The sequence below is a fragment of the Sphingobium wenxiniae genome, from assembly GCF_007830065.1.
In the GTDB taxonomy this organism is placed as follows: Bacteria; Pseudomonadota; Alphaproteobacteria; order Sphingomonadales; family Sphingomonadaceae; genus Sphingobium; species Sphingobium wenxiniae.
Genome location: NZ_VLKK01000006.1, coordinates 68,995 through 85,907 on the forward strand (window position 1 = coordinate 68,995; position 16,913 = coordinate 85,907).

Annotated in this window: 17 protein-coding genes; 9 read left to right on the forward strand and 8 right to left on the reverse strand. The window is 68.2% G+C overall.

The window, feature by feature from the left end; translation table 11 throughout:
• The first annotated feature begins 11 nt into the window (after positions 1-11).
• The 4 genes from IQ35_RS09605 (at position 12) to purH (ending at position 4,868) form a co-directional block, all read left to right on the forward strand.
• Positions 12-497 (forward strand): diguanylate cyclase, encoded by a 486-nt coding sequence (locus IQ35_RS09605; protein WP_145072958.1) that lies wholly within the window; start codon positions 12-14, stop codon positions 495-497.
• Positions 498-688: 191 nt separating this feature from the next.
• Entirely contained in the window at positions 689-1,351 is a 663-nt protein-coding gene (gene rpe, locus IQ35_RS09610) for a ribulose-phosphate 3-epimerase (RefSeq protein WP_145072961.1), read from the forward strand.
• On the forward strand, positions 1,348-3,132 hold the full coding sequence (locus IQ35_RS09615; protein ID WP_145072964.1) for a heparinase II/III family protein: 1,785 nt from the start codon (positions 1,348-1,350) through the stop codon (positions 3,130-3,132). The genes rpe and IQ35_RS09615 overlap by 4 nt, the downstream gene beginning before the upstream one ends.
• Positions 3,133-3,266: 134 nt before the next feature.
• Positions 3,267-4,868 (forward strand): bifunctional phosphoribosylaminoimidazolecarboxamide formyltransferase/IMP cyclohydrolase, encoded by a 1,602-nt coding sequence (gene purH / locus IQ35_RS09620; protein ID WP_021245349.1) that lies wholly within the window; start codon positions 3,267-3,269, stop codon positions 4,866-4,868.
• Between the two features lie 15 nt (positions 4,869-4,883).
• Here purH and msrB read toward each other — a convergent pair whose 3' ends face one another.
• The 3 genes from msrB to IQ35_RS09635 are packed head-to-tail and all read right to left on the reverse strand — an operon-like array spanning position 4,884 to position 7,526.
• Entirely contained in the window at positions 4,884-5,360 is a 477-nt protein-coding gene (gene msrB, locus IQ35_RS09625) for a peptide-methionine (R)-S-oxide reductase MsrB (protein WP_145072967.1), read from the reverse strand.
• A 10-nt stretch (positions 5,361-5,370) separates the two neighbouring features.
• Positions 5,371-6,564: an ABC transporter permease gene (locus tag IQ35_RS09630; RefSeq protein ID WP_145072970.1), complete on the reverse strand. Its 1,194-nt coding sequence runs from the start codon at positions 6,562-6,564 to the stop codon at positions 5,371-5,373.
• Positions 6,561-7,526: an ABC transporter ATP-binding protein gene (locus IQ35_RS09635; RefSeq protein WP_145072973.1), complete on the reverse strand. Its 966-nt coding sequence runs from the start codon at positions 7,524-7,526 to the stop codon at positions 6,561-6,563. The genes IQ35_RS09630 and IQ35_RS09635 overlap by 4 nt, the downstream gene beginning before the upstream one ends.
• A 22-nt stretch (positions 7,527-7,548) precedes the next feature.
• On the opposite strand from IQ35_RS09635, the gene queG reads away from it, so the two are divergent.
• Positions 7,549-8,601, forward strand: a complete 1,053-nt coding sequence (queG, locus tag IQ35_RS09640) for a tRNA epoxyqueuosine(34) reductase QueG (RefSeq protein WP_145072976.1) — start codon at positions 7,549-7,551, stop codon at positions 8,599-8,601.
• Here queG and IQ35_RS09645 read toward each other — a convergent pair.
• Positions 8,598-8,972: a hypothetical protein gene (locus tag IQ35_RS09645; RefSeq protein WP_145072978.1), complete on the reverse strand. Its 375-nt coding sequence runs from the start codon at positions 8,970-8,972 to the stop codon at positions 8,598-8,600. The genes queG and IQ35_RS09645 overlap by 4 nt on opposite strands.
• Complete coding sequence (locus IQ35_RS09650) at positions 8,969-9,637, reverse strand: EI24 domain-containing protein (protein WP_145072981.1); 669 nt, start codon at positions 9,635-9,637, stop codon at positions 8,969-8,971. The genes IQ35_RS09645 and IQ35_RS09650 overlap by 4 nt, the downstream gene beginning before the upstream one ends.
• Before the next feature lie 122 nt (positions 9,638-9,759).
• On the opposite strand from IQ35_RS09650, the gene IQ35_RS09655 reads away from it, so the two are divergent.
• Complete coding sequence (locus tag IQ35_RS09655; RefSeq protein ID WP_145072984.1) at positions 9,760-10,761, forward strand: adenosine kinase; 1,002 nt, start codon at positions 9,760-9,762, stop codon at positions 10,759-10,761.
• Between the two features lies 1 nt (position 10,762).
• Here IQ35_RS09655 and IQ35_RS09660 read toward each other — a convergent pair whose 3' ends face one another.
• The 3 genes from IQ35_RS09660 to tsaD form a co-directional block, all read right to left on the reverse strand.
• Positions 10,763-12,262: a lipopolysaccharide biosynthesis protein gene (locus IQ35_RS09660; protein ID WP_021245357.1), complete on the reverse strand. Its 1,500-nt coding sequence runs from the start codon at positions 12,260-12,262 to the stop codon at positions 10,763-10,765.
• Positions 12,263-12,331: 69 nt separating this feature from the next.
• Positions 12,332-13,303, reverse strand: a complete 972-nt coding sequence (locus tag IQ35_RS09665; RefSeq protein ID WP_021245358.1) for an NAD(P)H-dependent glycerol-3-phosphate dehydrogenase — start codon at positions 13,301-13,303, stop codon at positions 12,332-12,334.
• Positions 13,300-14,334, reverse strand: a complete 1,035-nt coding sequence (tsaD, locus tag IQ35_RS09670) for a tRNA (adenosine(37)-N6)-threonylcarbamoyltransferase complex transferase subunit TsaD (RefSeq protein ID WP_031291334.1) — start codon at positions 14,332-14,334, stop codon at positions 13,300-13,302. The genes IQ35_RS09665 and tsaD overlap by 4 nt, the downstream gene beginning before the upstream one ends.
• A gap of 44 nt (positions 14,335-14,378) precedes the next feature.
• Here tsaD and hemC point away from each other — a divergent pair, with 44 nt between their 5' ends.
• The 3 genes from hemC to IQ35_RS09685 are packed head-to-tail and all read left to right on the forward strand — an operon-like array spanning position 14,379 to position 16,874.
• Positions 14,379-15,305, forward strand: coding sequence for a hydroxymethylbilane synthase (hemC, locus tag IQ35_RS09675; RefSeq protein ID WP_031291336.1), 927 nt, complete (start codon positions 14,379-14,381; stop codon positions 15,303-15,305).
• On the forward strand, positions 15,302-15,970 hold the full coding sequence (locus IQ35_RS09680) for a uroporphyrinogen-III synthase (RefSeq protein ID WP_145072987.1): 669 nt from the start codon (positions 15,302-15,304) through the stop codon (positions 15,968-15,970). The genes hemC and IQ35_RS09680 overlap by 4 nt, the downstream gene beginning before the upstream one ends.
• Positions 15,971-15,980: 10 nt before the next feature.
• Positions 15,981-16,874, forward strand: coding sequence for a hypothetical protein (locus IQ35_RS09685; protein WP_021245362.1), 894 nt, complete (start codon positions 15,981-15,983; stop codon positions 16,872-16,874).
• Positions 16,875-16,913 lie beyond the last annotated feature (39 nt).

Here is a 16,913-nt window from a genome sequence, read left to right on the forward strand (position 1 = left end):
AGCTATCTGCCATGCGATCGACCGAGCCTCTGCCCCTCCATCATAGCTGGCCGCTCTACGATCTGCGGGAGCGTCTCGCGTCCGTGACGCTGGACGACAGGACCGCCCGCAGCGACGCGGCGCTGGCGGAGCGGGGGTTGGGCCTGTGGCATTGCGACCTCGCGACGCAGAAGCTGCAATGGACCGCCGGTATCTTCGACATGTTCGGGCTGGAGCGGGATGGCGAGATCAGCCGCCCACGGGCCGTCGCCCTCTACACGCCGGAGACGCGCGAGCCGATGGAACGGCTGCGCGCCTATGCGATCCGCCACCGGCGCGGCTTCACACTGGATGTCGATATCGACCGCGCCGATGGCGGGCGATGCGCGATACGGCTGATCGGCGCGCCGGTGATCGTCGGCAATGCCGTTATCGGCCTGCATGGCGTGAAGCAGGTGCTGCCGAAGGGCGCGGCGGCTTCACGGGAGCTGGACCCGAGGATTTTCAACCTGCTTTAAGAACGGCCGGCGCATAAAGCGCGTCCCGGCTCACGCCGGCGCGTGTCGATTGAACTGAATTGGATCATGCTCCAATTCCCCTTCGTTTTCCGCACTTTTCGAGTCATCAGGTGATTTCGCCCGGCTTGAGGATGCTCCGGCCGAAATGATGCGTTGCTCTCCCCTTTTCCCGCCGCTAAGGCGAACGGTTAATGACGCGCTCCATCCTCATTTCGCCCTCCATCCTCTCCGCCGACTTCGCCCGTCTGGGCGAGGAGGTTCGCGCCATCGACGAAGCGGGGTGCGACTGGGTTCATATCGACGTGATGGACGGCCATTTCGTGCCCAACATCACCATCGGCCCCGGCGTGGTGAAGGCGCTGCGCCCGCATACGACAAAGCCGTTCGACGTCCATCTGATGATTTCTCCGGTGGACCCGTATCTCGACGCCTTCGCGCAAGCGGGCGCTGATATCATCACCGTCCATCCCGAAGCCGGGCCGCATATCCACCGTTCCGTCCAGCACATCAAGTCGCTGGGCGTGAAGGCGGGCGTCGTGCTCAATCCCGGCACCCCGGCGAAGATGCTCGATTATCTGATCGACGACGTCGACCTGATCCTCGTCATGAGCGTCAATCCCGGTTTCGGCGGGCAGAGCTTCATCGAAAACCAGCTCCGCAAGATCGAGGCGATCCGCAAGATGATCGACAAGAGCGGGCGCGACATCCGCCTGCAGGTCGACGGCGGCATCGACTTCACCACCGCCCCGCGCGCCATAGAGGCGGGCGCGGACGTGCTGGTGGCGGGGACGGCGACCTTCCGCGGCGGCGCCGGGGCCTATGCCGACAATATCCGAAAGCTCAGGGGCGGGTGAACGACCGCCGTCGCCTTTCCCCCCATTCCGTTCCCGATCCGGCCGGGGCCAAGGATTTCGAGGCCGAGAAGCGGGATGATGGGATCGAGCAGGGCAAGCGGCTCATCCGTCTGGCGGATGACAAGGGACTGTCGCTGGCCCAGCGGATCGCCAACCGCTTCTATCTGCTGAGTTGGAAGACGCCGCTGCACGGCCGCCGCCTGAAAGGCAAATATCCGCTGAAGCTGCTGGCCGTTCCGGAGGACGAGATTCCCGGCGACGCGCAAACCGGTCAGGCGATCCGTGCGGGCTATTTCCTGTTCCGGGGTATGAAGCAGCCGGTCGACACGCTGGATTTCGGCACGCTGGGCCTGACGCCGGGCTTCGCCGACTATCTCCACGGCTTCCGCTGGCTGCGCGATCTGTCGAGCGTCGCCACGCGCGAGCAGGGCGCGCCGGTGGCGGAAAGCGTGATGCGGAAATGGCTGGCCGCCCATGCCGAAGTGCCCGACGAACCGGCCTGGCGCGCGGACAATGCGGGATGGCGGCTGCTGTTCTGGACCGCCCATGCGCCGCTAATCCTGTCGTCGAGCGATCTGGTCTACCGCTCGCTGGTGCTCAACTGCATCGCGCGGACGGCGCGGCATCTGGACCAGATCGCCGACAAGGCGCCGGTCGGCCTGCCCCGGCTGGTGGCGTGGGGGGCGATCGTCGCCGCCTCCATGCTGATTCCGGGCGGCGCGGCGCGCAAGATGTTCGGGGAAGCGGGCCTCAAGCGCGCCATGGAAAGCGCTTTCCATGGCGACGGCGGCATCGTGTCGCGCTCGCCAGGGGACCAGCTGGAAGCTGTCATGCTGCTGTCGATGGTCGCGGCGGTCTATGACGCGCGGCGGGAACAGGCGCCCGCTTTCCTGCCTGACGGTTTGGCCCGCGCGGTGCCGGCGCTGCTGGGGCTGACCCATGGCGACGGGGGCCTGGGCAACTGGCAGGGCGCGGGAGCGATTCCGCCCGATCGGGTGCAGGCGGTGGTGCAGGCCAGCCGCGTGCGGACGCGCCCGCAGCGGCAGGCGCGCGAATGGGGCTATCAGCGGTTGGCGGCGGGCGGAACGGTGGTGCAGGTCGACGCCGCCCCGCCCCCGGTCGCGCGGCTGGCTGCGGCAGGGTGCGGATCGACCGGCGCGATCGAGATCAGCGACGGCCCGCATCGCCTGATCGTCAATTGCGGCGGGGCGGCGCTGGAGGGGCAGTGGATTCCCCGCGATCTGGCGCAGGGGCTAAGGACCACGGCGGCGCACAGCACGCTGATCCTCAACGACAGCAATTCGACCGCGCTGCTACCCGACGGCACGCTGGGCAAGGGCGTGACCGAGGTGGAGCTGAACCGGCAGGAGTTGGAGAACGGCAGCCGCGTGGATATCAGCCATGACGGTTATGTGCGGCGCCTGGGCTATGTCCACCGTCGCCTGCTGCTGATGAGCGGGGACGGCAAGGAGATACGGGGCGAGGATATGCTGACCCCGGCGGAGCGGCGGAAGAAGCCCGGCAGGCTGCCGCTGCAACTGCGCTTCCATCTGGCGCCGGGCGTCGAACCGACGACCACGGCGGACGGCATGGGCGCGCTGCTGCGGATCGACATGGGCGCGCTGTGGCAATTCCGGGCGAGCGCGGGGAAGCTTTCCGTCGAGGAAAGCCTGTGGGTCGACGGTGACGGACGGCCGCATGGAACGCAGCAGCTTGTCCTGACCGGCGAGGCGCTGCCCGGCGGATCGAGCATCGGGTGGCTGTTCAAGCGCGTGGGATAGACCCGTTAACCTTCCCCACCATCCGCCCAATCGTCCGCCGCGCAATGCCACGGGGCTATATTTTTTCCGCCCGCGGCACTAAGGGGCTGGGCCAATCGCCAAGCCGAGTCCGAAAAGCAGGAAAGCCCATCTCCATGACCCCCTCACCCGCAGACGTCACTATCAAGCGCGCCCTTCTGTCCGTGTCCGACAAGAGCGGCCTCATTGAACTGGGGCAGGCGCTGGGGCAGCATGGGGTGGAGCTGGTGTCGACGGGCGGCACGGCCAAGGCGCTGCGCGATGCGGGCCTTGAGGTGAAGGATATTTCCGACCTCACCGGCTTTCCCGAAATGATGGACGGGCGCGTCAAGACGCTGCATCCCAAGGTGCATGGCGGCCTGCTCGCCGTGCGGAACAACGCCGAGCATGTGGCGTCGATGCAGGAACATGAAATCGGCGCGATCGATCTGGTGGTGGTCAACCTCTATCCCTTTGCGGCGACCGTGGCGCGCGGCGCGGACCGGGACGAGATCATCGAGAATATCGACATTGGCGGCCCCTCCATGGTGCGTTCCGCCGCGAAGAATCACGAAAGCGTCGCCATCGTCACCGATCCGGCGGACTATGCCCGCCTGATCGTGGAAATGGGGGAGAAGGGCGGTGCGACGTCCTACGATTTCCGGCGGATGCTGGCGGCGAAGGCCTATGCGGCGACGGCGGCCTATGATTCGATGATCGCGAGCTGGTTCGCCTTTGCCGATCAGGGCGTGATGTTCCCCGAAACGCTGGCCGTGTCGAGCAAGCTGGGCGCGACGCTGCGCTATGGCGAGAATCCGCACCAGTCGGCGGCGCTCTACCTGCCGGTGGGACCGACCGCCAACGGCATCGCGCAGGCGAAGCAGGTGCAGGGCAAGGAACTGTCTTACAACAACTACAACGATGCCGACGCCGCGCTGGAACTGGTCAGCGAATTTCGCGACGGCCCGCCGACCGTGGTGATCGTGAAGCACGCCAATCCCTGTGGCGTAGCGACGGGCGAGACGCTGATCGAAGCCTATGAGGCGGCGCTCGCCTGCGATAGCGTGTCGGCTTTCGGCGGCATCATCGCGGTCAACCGGCCTCTCGATGGCCCGACGGCGGAGGCGATCAGCGGTATCTTCACCGAAGTCGTCGCCGCGCCCGATGCGAACGCGGAAGCCAAGGCCATCTTCGCGAAGAAGAAGAATCTGCGCCTGCTGCTGACCGGCGAACTGCCCGATCCGGCGCGCGCCGGCTTGATGATGAAGAGCATCGCGGGCGGCATCCTGGTGCAGGGCCGCGACAATGGCCGGGTGACGCGGGACATGCTGAAGGTCGTCACCAAGCGCGCGCCGACGGAGCAGGAACTGACCGACTGCCTGTTCGCCTGGACCGTCGCCAAGCATGTGAAGTCCAACGCCATCGTCTATGCCAGGGGCGGCAGCATAGCGGGCATCGGCGCGGGGCAGATGAACCGTCTGGAATCCGCGCGCATCGCCGCGTGGAAGGCGAAGGATGCGGCGGACAAGGCGGGCTGGGCCGAGCCGCGCACCATCGGGTCGGCGGTGGCCTCGGACGCCTTCTTCCCCTTTGCCGACGGGCTGCTGGCGGCGGTCGAGGCGGGCGCGAGCGCGGTGATCCAGCCGGGCGGCTCGATCCGCGACGAGGAAGTGATCGCGGCGGCGGACGAGGCAGGGCTAGCAATGGTCTTCACCGGGATGCGCCACTTCCGGCATTGATCGCCGGAAGGGCGGTCAGGCGGGCTGGAAACTCAGCGCCACGCCGTTCATGCAATAGCGCTTGCCGGTGGGTGGGGGGCCGTCATCGAAGACATGGCCCAGATGCCCGCCACAACGCGCGCAATGCACTTCCGTCCGCACATAGCCCAGATCGAAGTCCCGCGATGTGCCAACCGCCTTGCGAAGCGGCGCGGTGAAACTGGGCCAGCCGGTGCCGCTGTCGAACTTGGTCTTCGAACTGAACACGGGCAGCGCGCATCCGGCGCAGGCGAAGGCGCCCGCCCGATGCTCACGATTGAGGGGGCTGGAAAAGGGCGGTTCGGTCGCCTGTTGGCGCAGCACCTTATAGGCCCATGGCGAGAGCCGCTTGCGCCATTGCGCGTCGGACAGGCTGAAGGGATAGGCGGCTTCAGCCCGGCCAGGGTCGAACCGCCACAGCACAAGCGCGACCGCGCCCGCGGCAACGCCGCCAAGGAACCACCGTCGATTCATGCCGCATATCCTAGCTCGCCGGGGGTGAGCGCCGCCTGAACAACGGACGCTTCGTACCGCTGTGGAGGACATGGCGGCGGAACAGCCACACGCCCATGCGGATGATGAGCGCGACCCATAGCGCCTGCCACGCCAGCGCCAGCACATGCGGCCAGAGCGCGGCATCCTGCGCCGCCCGGGCGATCATCGCGAAGGGAGACGACAAGGGAAAGACCGCCGCCGCGATCTCCGGCGCGGAGCCCATATGATCGACGGCGTATGTCGCGAAGAAGAAGACGACCATCTGCCCCATGGTGACGGGCATGTTCAGCGTCTGCACTTCCCGCACGGTCGCCGCCTGCGCCCCGATGCCGAGGAACAGCGAGCCGAGCAGGCAATAGGCCATGGCGAAATAGAGCAGGGCGAGCAGGAGGAAGACCGGCCAGCCGACCGCCGGCGTAGGCAGGGCGAATCCCGGTCCGGCGAGCAGGCCCATGCCGGCCAGGGCGCAGACTGCCCAGAAGAATATGCCGATGAAGCTCATCGACAGCATCGCCACCAACTTGCCGAGGAAGACCGCGTCGATGGGGACGGCGGCGGCCAGAATTTCGATCACCTTGTTGTTCTTTTCCTCCACCATATTGGACAGGACCATGCCCGCCAGCAACATGGTGAGGAGGAACATCAGGATCTGCGCCGCGCGTCCGGTGGTCAGCCGCGCCTGCGCCTGGCCGCTGGCGCTGAGCGCGACCGGATTGCGCTCCACCCGCACCTCCGGCAACGTGGCGCGCATCTCGGCCGCGCTGGCGATCAGGCGGACATCCCCTTCCAGCCGCGCAATGTCGGCGCGCTGGCCGGTCAGGACCAGCCGGTCGACCGATCCGGAAACGACCGCAGCATAGCCCGCGTCGCTGCGTGCCAGCAACTGCTGCGGATCGGCGGGCCACGGCGCGGCTTTCAATGCGGAGATATGATCGGCCCCGATCCGGCGGGCGATGGCTTCCCGTGCATCGAGCATCCGGGCGGCTTGCGCCGGCGGCATGGACAGGCCCATGGCGGGGCGTAAGCTGTCGTTGCTGATCTTTTCGCTCAGACCGCCGAACGCCATGCCGATCAGGATCGGAAGAAGCGGTCCCAGCAGGAAGAACAGGAAGGTCCGGGTGAAGATGACCGCCGAAAAATCCCGCCGCGCGATGACCATGGCGGATCGCATCATGTCCTTCATGCCGTGTCCTCCCGCGCCCGATCTTCCTCCATCTGCCGCGCGACCGCTTCCCCGGCGATGGCGACGAAGGCGTCATGCAGGCCGGGCCGTTCGATCGACAGGCTTTCGATCCCGGCGTCGGCGTCCAGCAAGGCGCGCAGCAGCGGTTCGATCCCGCCATCAGGCAGCGCGAAATGCCAGGCGCCGTCCTGCGCCAGCGTCTCGCCCGGCAGGGCGCGCCGCCACGGCCCGTCGCTCGACCGGGTGCGGAGCGTCACCTGCGGACGCAGCCTGTCGCGCGCCTTGGCCACCGATCCCTCGAACCGTATGCGGCCGCCCGCCACGATGGCGATCCGTTCGCACAGCCGTTCGGCATGGGCGATGACATGGGTGGAGAAAAGCACCGTCACCCCCGCCCGCGCCTGTTCGCGAATCAGCGCCTCCAGCTTGCCTTGGTTGATCGCGTCGAGGCCGGAAAAGGGTTCGTCCAGCACGATGAGGCGCGGTTCGTGAACGATGGTGCCGAAAAGCTGCACGGTCTGGGCCATGCCCTTGGAAAGCTGGCGGATGGGCTTGTCGGCCGACGCGCCCAGCCCATGCGCCTCCAGCATGGCACGGGCGCGTTCCCGCCCGATCTTGAGCGGCAGGCCGCGCAGCGCGCCCATGAAAGCGATGGCGTCATAGGCTTTCATCGAAGGATAAAGGCCCCGTTCTTCCGGCAGATAGCCGACGAGGCGCGACTGGCGCAGCGGCTGCGGGTCGCCCAGCAGGGTGCGGTGGCCTTCATCGGGATCGACGATGCCGAGCAGCGTCCGCAGCAGCGTCGTCTTGCCCGCGCCATTGGGGCCGAGCACGCCATAGATAGTCCCGGTGGGCACGGCGATGTCGATGCCGTTCACCGCGCGGAAATCGCCGAATGTCTTGACAAGCCCGTGGGCTTCGACGGCATAGGCGGTTTGCGGGGTCAGTGTATCGCCGATCATATGCCCCAAATAGTGACAGCCGATGGCAACGCAAATCGAAACCTTGGAACAACGCCTTAAGGCGGAGGCCGCGCGGCTGGGTTTTGCCGCCTGCGCCATCGCGTCCGCCGACGCCGCGCCGATGGCGGGCCGGCGGCTGCGCGACTGGCTGGACGCGGGGCATCATGGCGGCATGCTGTGGATGGAGGAGCGCGCGGCGCAGCGCGGATCGCCCAGGGGGCTGTGGCCAGAGGTGCGGAGCGTCGTGATGCTGGGGATGAGCTATGCGCCGGGGCGCGATCCGCTGGCGCTCGCCGATGCGGGGGATCGGGCGCGGATTTCGGTCTATGCCCAGGGCAAGGATTATCACGATATCGTCAAGAAAGGGCTTAAGGCGCTGGCCCGGTGGCTGGTGGCGCAGCAGGACGGCGCGCTCAAAGTCTTTGTCGATACGGCCCCGGTGATGGAAAAGCCCCTGGCCATGGCGGCGGGGCTGGGCTGGCAGGGAAAGCACAGCAATCTGGTGAGCCGGACGCATGGAAGCTGGCTGTTCCTTGGCGCGATCTACAGCGAGATCGCGCTGGCGACCGATCAGGGGGAACAGGATCATTGCGGAAGCTGCAACGCCTGTCAGACGGCCTGTCCCACCAACGCCTTTCCCTCGCCCTATGTAGTCGATGCGCGGCGGTGCATTTCCTACCTCACCATCGAGCATAAGGGACCGATCCCGGAGGAATTGCGGCGCGGCATCGGCAACCGCGTCTATGGCTGCGACGACTGCCTGGCGGTATGCCCGTGGAACAAGTTCGCCGATGCGGGGGCGGCGAACCGGGCGTTCATGGGCCGAGCGGAACTGGCCGCGCCCGCCATAGGGGATCTGCTGGCGCTGGACGACGTGGCTTTTCGGGAGATTTTCTCCGGCTCGCCGATCAAGCGGATCGGGCGCGGCCGCATGGTCCGCAACGCCGCCATCGCCGCCGGGAACAGCGGGGATCGGCGGTTGATCGCGAAGCTGCAAGCGTTGACGGGCGACCCCGATCCCGTGGTGGCGGAAGCAGCGGACTGGGCGATTGGAAGGCTGTCGATCCAGTCCTAGCGGCCCTGCAAGGACGTGGCGCAACCCGCCGAGTCGACACCCGCGCCCGAAGGCGCGCGCGCATCCACATGGGTGACGACCGGCTCCTTCCCCTGCCCCGGCGCATAGAGATAGGCGTCGAGCACGCAGCGGCCATTGGCGAACTGGAGCTTGCGCATCGTGCTTTCGCGAATGTCGAGGCGCGGCGTGCCCAGCATCTGCGTCAGATGCTTCGCATCCAGACCCATGAGCGGCCCGGTCTTCATGAAGGCGCTTGCGGGCGGGCCGGCGGGCGGAGGCGGCTGACGCGTCGCCGGCACCACCGTTCCTGCCCCGCAGGCGGCTAGCGGCAGCGACAGCAGGCCGGTCAGCAAGAGACGGGTCGGTTTCATGCGCTTTTCCTTCTGACGCCATGCAGCATGTGCACCGCCATAGCCGCGCTCCACACCGGCGCAAGCAGGTTGACGAAGGGGACGATGAAGAGAAGCGTCGAAACGAGGCCCAGCAGCCACCGGCTGCCGCGCGGGATGGGCGGGCGCGCGGGGTGACGCGGCTCCACCAGATCGGCCAGATCGCGGCCCAGCAGATAGGTGTTGAGCAGCAGGAACAGGCCGATGGTGCCGAAACCCACCGCCAGCAGGGCGATATAGGCGGGCAAGGCGATCAGGTTCCAGCCCAGGGTCCGGCCCAGCGAGGCCAGCGCGAAACGCAGGCTGCGGGCCGGGCCGACGGGGCGGGCTTCGCGCGCTGCTTCGGAGTAGCTGCCCTGCTCGACCGCCATCACGATGTCGTCGGCATAAAAGCCCATGACCGCCATGGCGACGACGCGGAACAGCAGCCAGCCCGTCGGGATCATGGCGATGGCGGTGGCCGCCGCTTCGGCCAGCCCCCCGCCGCCCCAGCCGAAATACAGGCGCGCCGCATGGAAGGCGGCCCAGAGCGCAACGCCCAGCGCGACGAAGATCAGCAGCGTCAGCGCCAGCGATTTGGCGAGTAGCCTGCGGGTCGCGGCGTGAAAGAGGATCGGGAAGGCGCGCAGGGCGGCGACTATGACCATGGCCCGCTATCCCCCGTCCCGGCCGCGCCGTCAATCAGCGCCGTTGCACGCGGGCGGCCGCGCCGGTAGAGACGGGCGCGCAATCATCCTTTCCCTCCTCCTCCATCAGACAAGGATTCCGCGTGACCGCTTCCGCCCCCGCGCTTGATATTATCGCCATCGGCAATGCGATTGTCGACGTGCTCGCCCGCAGCGACGACGGCTTCCTCGCCGAACGCAGCCTGACCAAGGGCGCGATGCAACTGATCGACGCGAACATGGCAGAGCGGCTTTATGCCGACATGGACGCGGGCAAGGAAATCAGCGGCGGGTCGGCCGCCAACACGCTGGCGGGCATCGCCGCGCTGGGCAAGACATGCGGCTTCATCGGGCAGGTGTGCGACGATCAGCTGGGCGCGGTGTTCACCCATGACGTTCGCGCGCTGGGCATCCGTTACGACACGCCCCCGGTGAAGGGCGATGTGCCGACGGCGCGCTGCCTGATCCTGGTGACGCCCGACGCGCAGCGGACGATGAACACCTTCCTGGGCGCGTCGCAGTTCTTGCCGGAATCGGCGCTGGACCTGGACCTCATTCGGTCGGCGGCCATCCTTTATCTGGAAGGCTATCTGTGGGACCCGGAGCAGCCGCGCAAGGCGATGCGCGCGGCCATCGACGCCGCGCGGAGCGCGGGGCGCAAGGTCGCCTTCACTTTGTCCGACACGTTCGTGATCGACCGGCACCGGGCGGATTTTGCCGAACTGATCGACGCGGGAAAGATCGACATCCTCTTTTCCAATGAGGGCGAGATTCAGTCGCTCGCGCAGATCGACGATTTCGACAAGGCGGTCGCCGCCATCGCGCCCAAGGTGCCGGTGCTGGTGTCGACGCGCAGCGAAAAGGGCGCGATCGCGGTGGTCGACGGCGTGCGTTACGAAGTGCCAGCCGCGCTGGTGTCGCAGATCGTGGACACGACGGGCGCGGGCGACCTGTTCGCCGCCGGTTTCCTCGCCGCGCATATCGATGGGATGGGCGTGGAAGACTGCCTACGTCTGGGCGCGGCGGCTGCGGCGGAAGTGATTTCCCACTGGGGCGCGCGGCCGGAGGAAGACCTGAAGCTGATCCGCGCCAAGCTGTTCCGCTGAGTTACAGGACCGCCTTCTCGCGCCGGAACAAGGCCCGGTCGTCCGGGCCGAAGCCCCAGCGCCAGATAACGAGGCCGTAGACGCCCAATATCGCCGGGATGCCGAACAGCAGTTCGACCCATTCGAAATGGCTCGGCAGCGCGACGAAGGCTCCACCCACGATGCAGGCGATGGCGGATGCGCCCAGCAGCGGCCATCGCCATGCATTGATCGGGGCGTTCAGCAGGTGCGAGAGCAGCCGCGCCTTGACCAGCGCGCCCACGCCCAGCGCCATGCACAGGGCCAGCGCGGGCGCGGCGGCGGTGACCATGTCGGACCATCCCATCCGCCGCGCCACGAGGATGAGGATGAAGCTCAATCCCGCCTGAAGCGCGATCATGAACAGCGAGATCATCAGGTTTCGGTGCCGCGCGATATAGACCAGCGCGGATTCGCTGACCACGGCGGTGGCCGCGACGACTTCGGCCAGCAGCAGGAAGGCGAGCGCCCCGGTGCCGCCGACGAAATGCGGGCCGACAAGGCCCATCACCGCTTCGCCGGGGATGCCGAGCGCCAAGGCGATCCCCGCCTGCGCGGCGATGATCCAGAAGCCGACCTGGCTCACCTGTTTTGCGATGGCGGTCAGGTTGCCTTCCGCCAGATTGCGGGTGATGACCGGGCCAAGGATCGGATCGAAGCTGGTCTTGAGCTTTTGCGGCAGGGAGGCGACCTGCTGCGCGACATAATAGATACCGATCACCGCCGGGCTGACGAAGAGGCCCAGTATCGCCATGTCCAGCCGCCGCGATCCCCATTCGACGCCATCCGCCGCCGCCAGCGGCAGGTTACGGCGCGCGAGCCGCCACAGGCGCCCCACATCGGGCCGCCAGCCATAGGGGATGCCATAATGGCGGGTCATGGGAATGATCGACGCGACCAGCGCGGCGATCATCGACACCACATAGGAGAGGATGAGGCCGTCGCGGGTCGAATAGAAGGCGAAGGCGAACGCCCCGATGCTGATCGCCCATGGTTCTATGATGGACCGCGCGCGCACGGTCGCGCCGATGTCGAAGCGATAGGCGCAGGCGGCCAGCGCCACGTCCGATCCGGCGACCGCGATGACGATCAACGCCAGCAGCCGGTCAAGGCCGTTGATGCCGCTATTGGGAAACATGGCCTGCGGAAAGACGACCAGCAGCCCCGCCCCCGCCACGGAAGCGATCAACGTCACCGCCATCGCGTCGGTCACGACATGGGAATGGGGCCGCTTGGTCTGGGCCAGTGCGCCCGCAAGGCCGCGTTTCAGGCCCAGCGTCGCAAGCTGCGCGATGAACTCCACCACCAGCACGGCATAAGCGAAGCGGCCCAGCGCATCCGCGCCATACCAGCGCCCGGCGATGAACAGGAACGGCAGGCGCGCGGCCAGACGCAGCAGAAAACCGAAGATATTGGTGCGCCCGCCCTTGGCAAGCGCCGCAATGTCGTCCTGCGGTGCGGAAGGGGCTGCGTCGGCCGCCAAATTATTATGATCCCCCTGTCGTCTTGTCATTGGCGCCCGATATAAAAGATAAAAGGCAGCGCGGCGAACTTATTCCGCGCGGATCGGGCGGGCGAGCAGCGCGTCGATCACCTGCGGCAAGGGCGCGGCATCCTCCAGCAGGGCGCAAACCGCCTCCACCACCGGCATTTCGACGCCCGATGCGCGGGCGGCTTCGCGCAGCACGGGCGCGGTGAACGCCCCTTCCGCCACGGTGCGCCGATGGGCGAGCAGCGCGGCGGCAGGCTGCCCCTCGCCCAATCCCTTGCCCAAAGAGAAGTTGCGCGAGTTGGTGGAGGAACAGGTCAGCACCAGATCGCCCAGCCCCGAAAGCCCCGCCAGCGTTTCCACCCGCGCGCCACGCGCAAGGCCAAAGCGCGTCATTTCCGCAAAGCCCCGGCTGATGAGCGCGGCGCGGGCGTTAAGGCCCAGCCCCGCTCCTTCCGCGACGCCGCAGGCGATGGCGAGCACATTCTTGACCGCGCCGCCAATTTCCGCGCCGATCACATCGTCCGACAGATAGGGGCGGAAGGCCGGGCGCGCGATCCGCGCCGCGATGCGCGCGGCAAGCGCCGCATCGGCGCAGGCCAGGGTGATGGCCGTAGGCAGGCCTTTTGCCACTTCGCTGGCGAAGGTCGGGCCGGAGAGGACAGCGATGGGCGATCGGGGCTGGGCCTGCGCGGCAACCTCCGACATCAGCAAATGGGTGCCCGCTTCGATCCCCTTGGAACAGAGGATCAGCGGCACGCCCGCAGGCGCCTGCGCCACGACGCTCCGCAGATGCTGGGCGGGGCAGACGACGAGCAGCAGGTCGCGGTCGGCCATGTCGGCCATGTCGCTGGTCGCCTCGATCCCGGCGTTCAGCGAGATGTCGGGCAAATAGAGCGGATTGGCACGGTCGCGGTTCACCGCCTCCACCACATCCGGCTCCAGCGCCCAGAGCCGCACATGCGCTCCGTCGGCGGCCAGCAATTGCGCCAGCGCCGTGCCCCATGCGCCCGCACCGATCACGCCTGCCCTCATGCTTTCACCCCCGCGCCGCGCGCCTTTTCCGCATCCGGGTCGAGCGGCCAGCGCGGCCGGGCCGGAATGGAAAGATCGTCCACCAGACCCGCCGCATAACGCTCCGCCCCGGCCCAGGCGATCATCGCCGCATTGTCGGTGCAAAGCCAGAGCGGCGGCGCGACGAAGGGCAGGTCGAACTCGCCCGCCAGCGCGGTCAGCGCGCCGCGCACCGCCTGATTGGCGGCGACCCCGCCCGCCACGACCAGAGCGGTGATGCCGGGGCTGGCCTTCAAAGCGCGGCGGGTGCGGTCGATCAGGCAATCGACCACGGCCTGCTGGAAGCTGGCGGCGATATCCTCCGAATTGTACTGGCCCGACTGGGCGGCGCGCATGACGGCGCTTTTGAGGCCCGCGAAGGAGAAATGCGGATCGTCCGTGCCCAGCAGCGGGCGCGGCAGCGGCACGGCGCGGGGATTTCCCTTGGCCGCCGCCTTCTCCACCGCCGGCCCGCCGGGAAAGCCCAGGCCGAGCAGCTTCGCCGTCTTGTCGAAGGCTTCGCCCGCCGCATCGTCGATGGTGGTGGCAAGGCGCGCATAATCGCCGGGGCCGCGCACATGGAGCAACTGGCAATGACCGCCCGACACCAGCAGCAGCAGATAGGGGAATTGCAGCGACGGATCGGCAAGGCGCGGGGAGAGCGCATGGCCCTCCAGATGGTTGACCGCCACCAGGGGCTTGCCCGCCGCATGGGCCAGCGCCTTGCCGGTGACGAGGCCGACCATGACCCCGCCGATCAGGCCCGGTCCGGCCGTCGCCGCGATCACGTCCACATCGCCCAGCGTCAGTTCCGCATCGGCGAGCGCGGCCTCCACCAGGGGGGCCAGCGCCTCCACATGCGCGCGCGCCGCGATTTCGGGCACGACGCCGCCATAGGGGCGATGCGCGTCCTCCTGCGTGGCAAGGCGGTGGGCAAGGATCTTCCCCTCGGCCGTCACCAGCGCCGCCGCGGTTTCGTCGCAGCTTGATTCCAGACCGAGGATGATCGTCATTGCCGCTTCCATCTAATGCGCCCGACCATTAGAGCAAGCCGCATATGACAGGAAGTGATCGACCATTGCGCCTCGGCACCAGAGGTTCCCCGCTCGCGCTGGCGCAGGCGCGCATGACCGTGGAGGCGTTGCGCGCCCGCTTCGGCTGGGCGCGGGACGCCATAGAGACGGTCGTGGTGCAGACCAGCGGCGACCGGATTCAGGACCGGGCGCTGGCGGAGATCGGCGGCAAGGCGCTGTGGACCAAGGAACTGGACCGGGCGCTGGCGGCGGGCGAGATCGACTTCGCCGTCCATTCGATGAAGGATGTGGAGACGGTCCGCCCCGACGCCATCCGCATCGCCGCGATGCTGCCGCGCGCCGACGTGCGCGACAAGCTGATCGGGACGGAGAGCTTCGCAGCGCTGCCCGCCGATCCGGTGGTGGGAACCAGCTCGCCCCGGCGCGCCGCGCAGGTGAGGCGGCTGCGGCCGGATGCAAGGATCATCCTGTTCCGGGGCAATGTCGCGACGCGCCTGGGCAAGCTGGCGGCGGGGGAAGCCCATGCCACGCTACTGGCGGCGGCGGGGCTGGACCGGCTGGAACGGAGCGAGGTGGGGGCGATCATCCCCCTCGACACCATGCTGCCCGCGCCGTCGCAGGGCGCAGTGGGGATCGAGACGCTGAGCGGCAATGCGGCGATGCTGGACCTGCTGGGCGCGATCAACGATGCGGACACGTTCGATTGCGTGATGGCGGAACGCGGGGTGCTCAGGGGGCTGGGAGGCACATGCCATTCGCCCATCGCGGCGCTGGGAGTGCTGGATGGGAGCGCCATCCATCTGCGCGCCGAGATATTGAGCGCGGACGGGCAGGAGACCGTCGCCGGCGAAGCGCGGATAGCACGGGGCGACATGGAAGCGGCGGAGGCGCTGGGCCGGGTGCTGCTGGATCGCGCCAGCCCGGCCCTGCGCGCCCTGTTCGAGGCGTGAGGCCGCTCGTCATCCTGCGGCCCGAGCCGGGGGCGGGCAGAACGGCGGACAAGGCCGCGCAATTGGGCCTGATCGTGCGCCGCTGGCCCCTGTTCGAAGCGAAGGCGCTGTCATGGGAGGCGCCGCCGCCCGGCAGGTTCGACGCCCTGCTGCTGACGAGCGCGCAGGCGGCGCGGCTGGCGGGACCGCACCTTGCCATATATCGCGCCCTGCCCGCTTATGCCGTGGGGAACGCGACGGCGGCGGCGATGGAGAGCGCAGGCCTTGCCGCCGTGACGGCGGGCGAGACGGACGGCACCGCCATCGCCGCCCGGATCGCGGCGGACGGGCATCGCACGGTGCTCCATCTCACGGGCGTCCACAGCGCGCCGATGGACGCGGGACCGCTCGCCCTCCATCGAATCGCCGTTTACGACATGATGGAAACCGATGCCGAGGGGCTGGAAGACGCCATCGGCTCGGAGACGGTCCTGCTGATCCACTCTCCCCGCGCGGGCGAGCGGCTGGCCGCCCTCCTCCCCTTCGAAAGCCGATCCCGCTTCCACATCGTCGCGATCAGCCCGGCGGCGCTGGCGGCCTGCGGCGGCGGATGGGCAAGCACGCGAGCCGCCGAACGGCCCGACGATGACAGGATGCTGGCTCTTGCCCACCGATTGTGCGAATGAGTTGCCCGCCATGGAAGAAAAGCCGCCGATGAGCGAACAGGAAAGCGCCGCGATCGCCCCTCCGCCTCCAGCGTCCGTGGCGCGCGGGCGAGTTCCCTGGACGATGCTGATCCTGCTGGCCCTGGCCTTCGTCATCGGCGTGGCGCTCACCATCTGGGCCACGCCTTTCCTTCAGAAGCGCTGGGGAAGCGCCGGATCGCAGGTCCGGACGGCCGCCGCCCTGCCCGGCGGCGCGGCAACGTCCGGCAGCGCCATGCGCCCGCTCAGCGCCGACGCCGCGCAGGTGCTCGACGGCCGGGTCGCGCAACTGGAGGAACGGCTCAGCCGCATCACAGTGGAGGCGCAGGCCGCTTCGGGCTATGCCACCCGCGCAGAAGGACTGCTGGTCGCCTTTGCGGCGCGGCGCGCGCTCGATAACGGCGCGCCGCTCGGCTATGTCGAGGGGCAGTTGCGCCTGCGTTTCGGTTCGGCGCAGCCGCGCGCGGTCGCCACGATCATCAATGCTGCGCGTGAGCCGGTGACGCTGGCCGATCTGCGCAGCGGGCTGGCCGGCATTGCCAGCGAAGTGGTTTCCCCGCCCCGCAACGCAAGCTGGTGGGAGGCGCTGGAGCATGAAGCGCGGGAGCTCATCACCATCCACCGCGCATCCACGCCTTCGCCCCGCCCGCAGGCGGCGATGGAGCGCGCCGTCCGCTACATGGACGGAAGCCGCGTCGACGCGGCGCTGAGCGAAGTGGAGCGGATGCCCGATCGCGCCACCGCCGACCGCTGGATGCAGATGGCGCGGCGCTATCTGGAGGCGCGCCGGGCACTCGACCTCATTGAAACCGCCGCCATTCTGGAACCGCGCCCGCTCCAGAGCGCGCAGGCCGGTGCGGCGAATCTCTGGGCAACCGCTCCCTGACTGTCACAATCGGCGAACCGAATGCCCACCGCGATGAAC

Bases quoted from the DNA above. Each gene is read 5' to 3' on its own strand.
- msrB (WP_145072967.1), bottom strand. From the start codon at position 5,360: ATGAATCGACGGTGGTTCCTTGGCGGCGTTGCCGCGGGCGCGGTCGCG.
- IQ35_RS09645 (WP_145072978.1), bottom strand. From the start codon at position 8,972: ATGAAACCGACCCGTCTCTTGCTGACCGGCCTGCTGTCGCTGCCGCTA.
- queG (WP_145072976.1), top strand. From the start codon at position 7,549: ATGGCAACGCAAATCGAAACCTTGGAACAACGCCTTAAGGCGGAGGCC.
- IQ35_RS09635 (WP_145072973.1), bottom strand. From the start codon at position 7,526: ATGATCGGCGATACACTGACCCCGCAAACCGCCTATGCCGTCGAAGCC.
- purH (WP_021245349.1), top strand. From the start codon at position 3,267: ATGACCCCCTCACCCGCAGACGTCACTATCAAGCGCGCCCTTCTGTCC.
- IQ35_RS09605 (WP_145072958.1), top strand. From the start codon at position 12: ATGCGATCGACCGAGCCTCTGCCCCTCCATCATAGCTGGCCGCTCTAC.
- IQ35_RS09685 (WP_021245362.1), top strand. From the start codon at position 15,981: ATGGAAGAAAAGCCGCCGATGAGCGAACAGGAAAGCGCCGCGATCGCC.
- tsaD (WP_031291334.1), bottom strand. From the start codon at position 14,334: ATGACGATCATCCTCGGTCTGGAATCAAGCTGCGACGAAACCGCGGCG.
- IQ35_RS09665 (WP_021245358.1), bottom strand. From the start codon at position 13,303: ATGAGGGCAGGCGTGATCGGTGCGGGCGCATGGGGCACGGCGCTGGCG.
- hemC (WP_031291336.1), top strand. From the start codon at position 14,379: ATGACAGGAAGTGATCGACCATTGCGCCTCGGCACCAGAGGTTCCCCG.
- IQ35_RS09630 (WP_145072970.1), bottom strand. From the start codon at position 6,564: ATGAAGGACATGATGCGATCCGCCATGGTCATCGCGCGGCGGGATTTT.
- IQ35_RS09650 (WP_145072981.1), bottom strand. From the start codon at position 9,637: ATGGTCATAGTCGCCGCCCTGCGCGCCTTCCCGATCCTCTTTCACGCC.
- rpe (WP_145072961.1), top strand. From the start codon at position 689: ATGACGCGCTCCATCCTCATTTCGCCCTCCATCCTCTCCGCCGACTTC.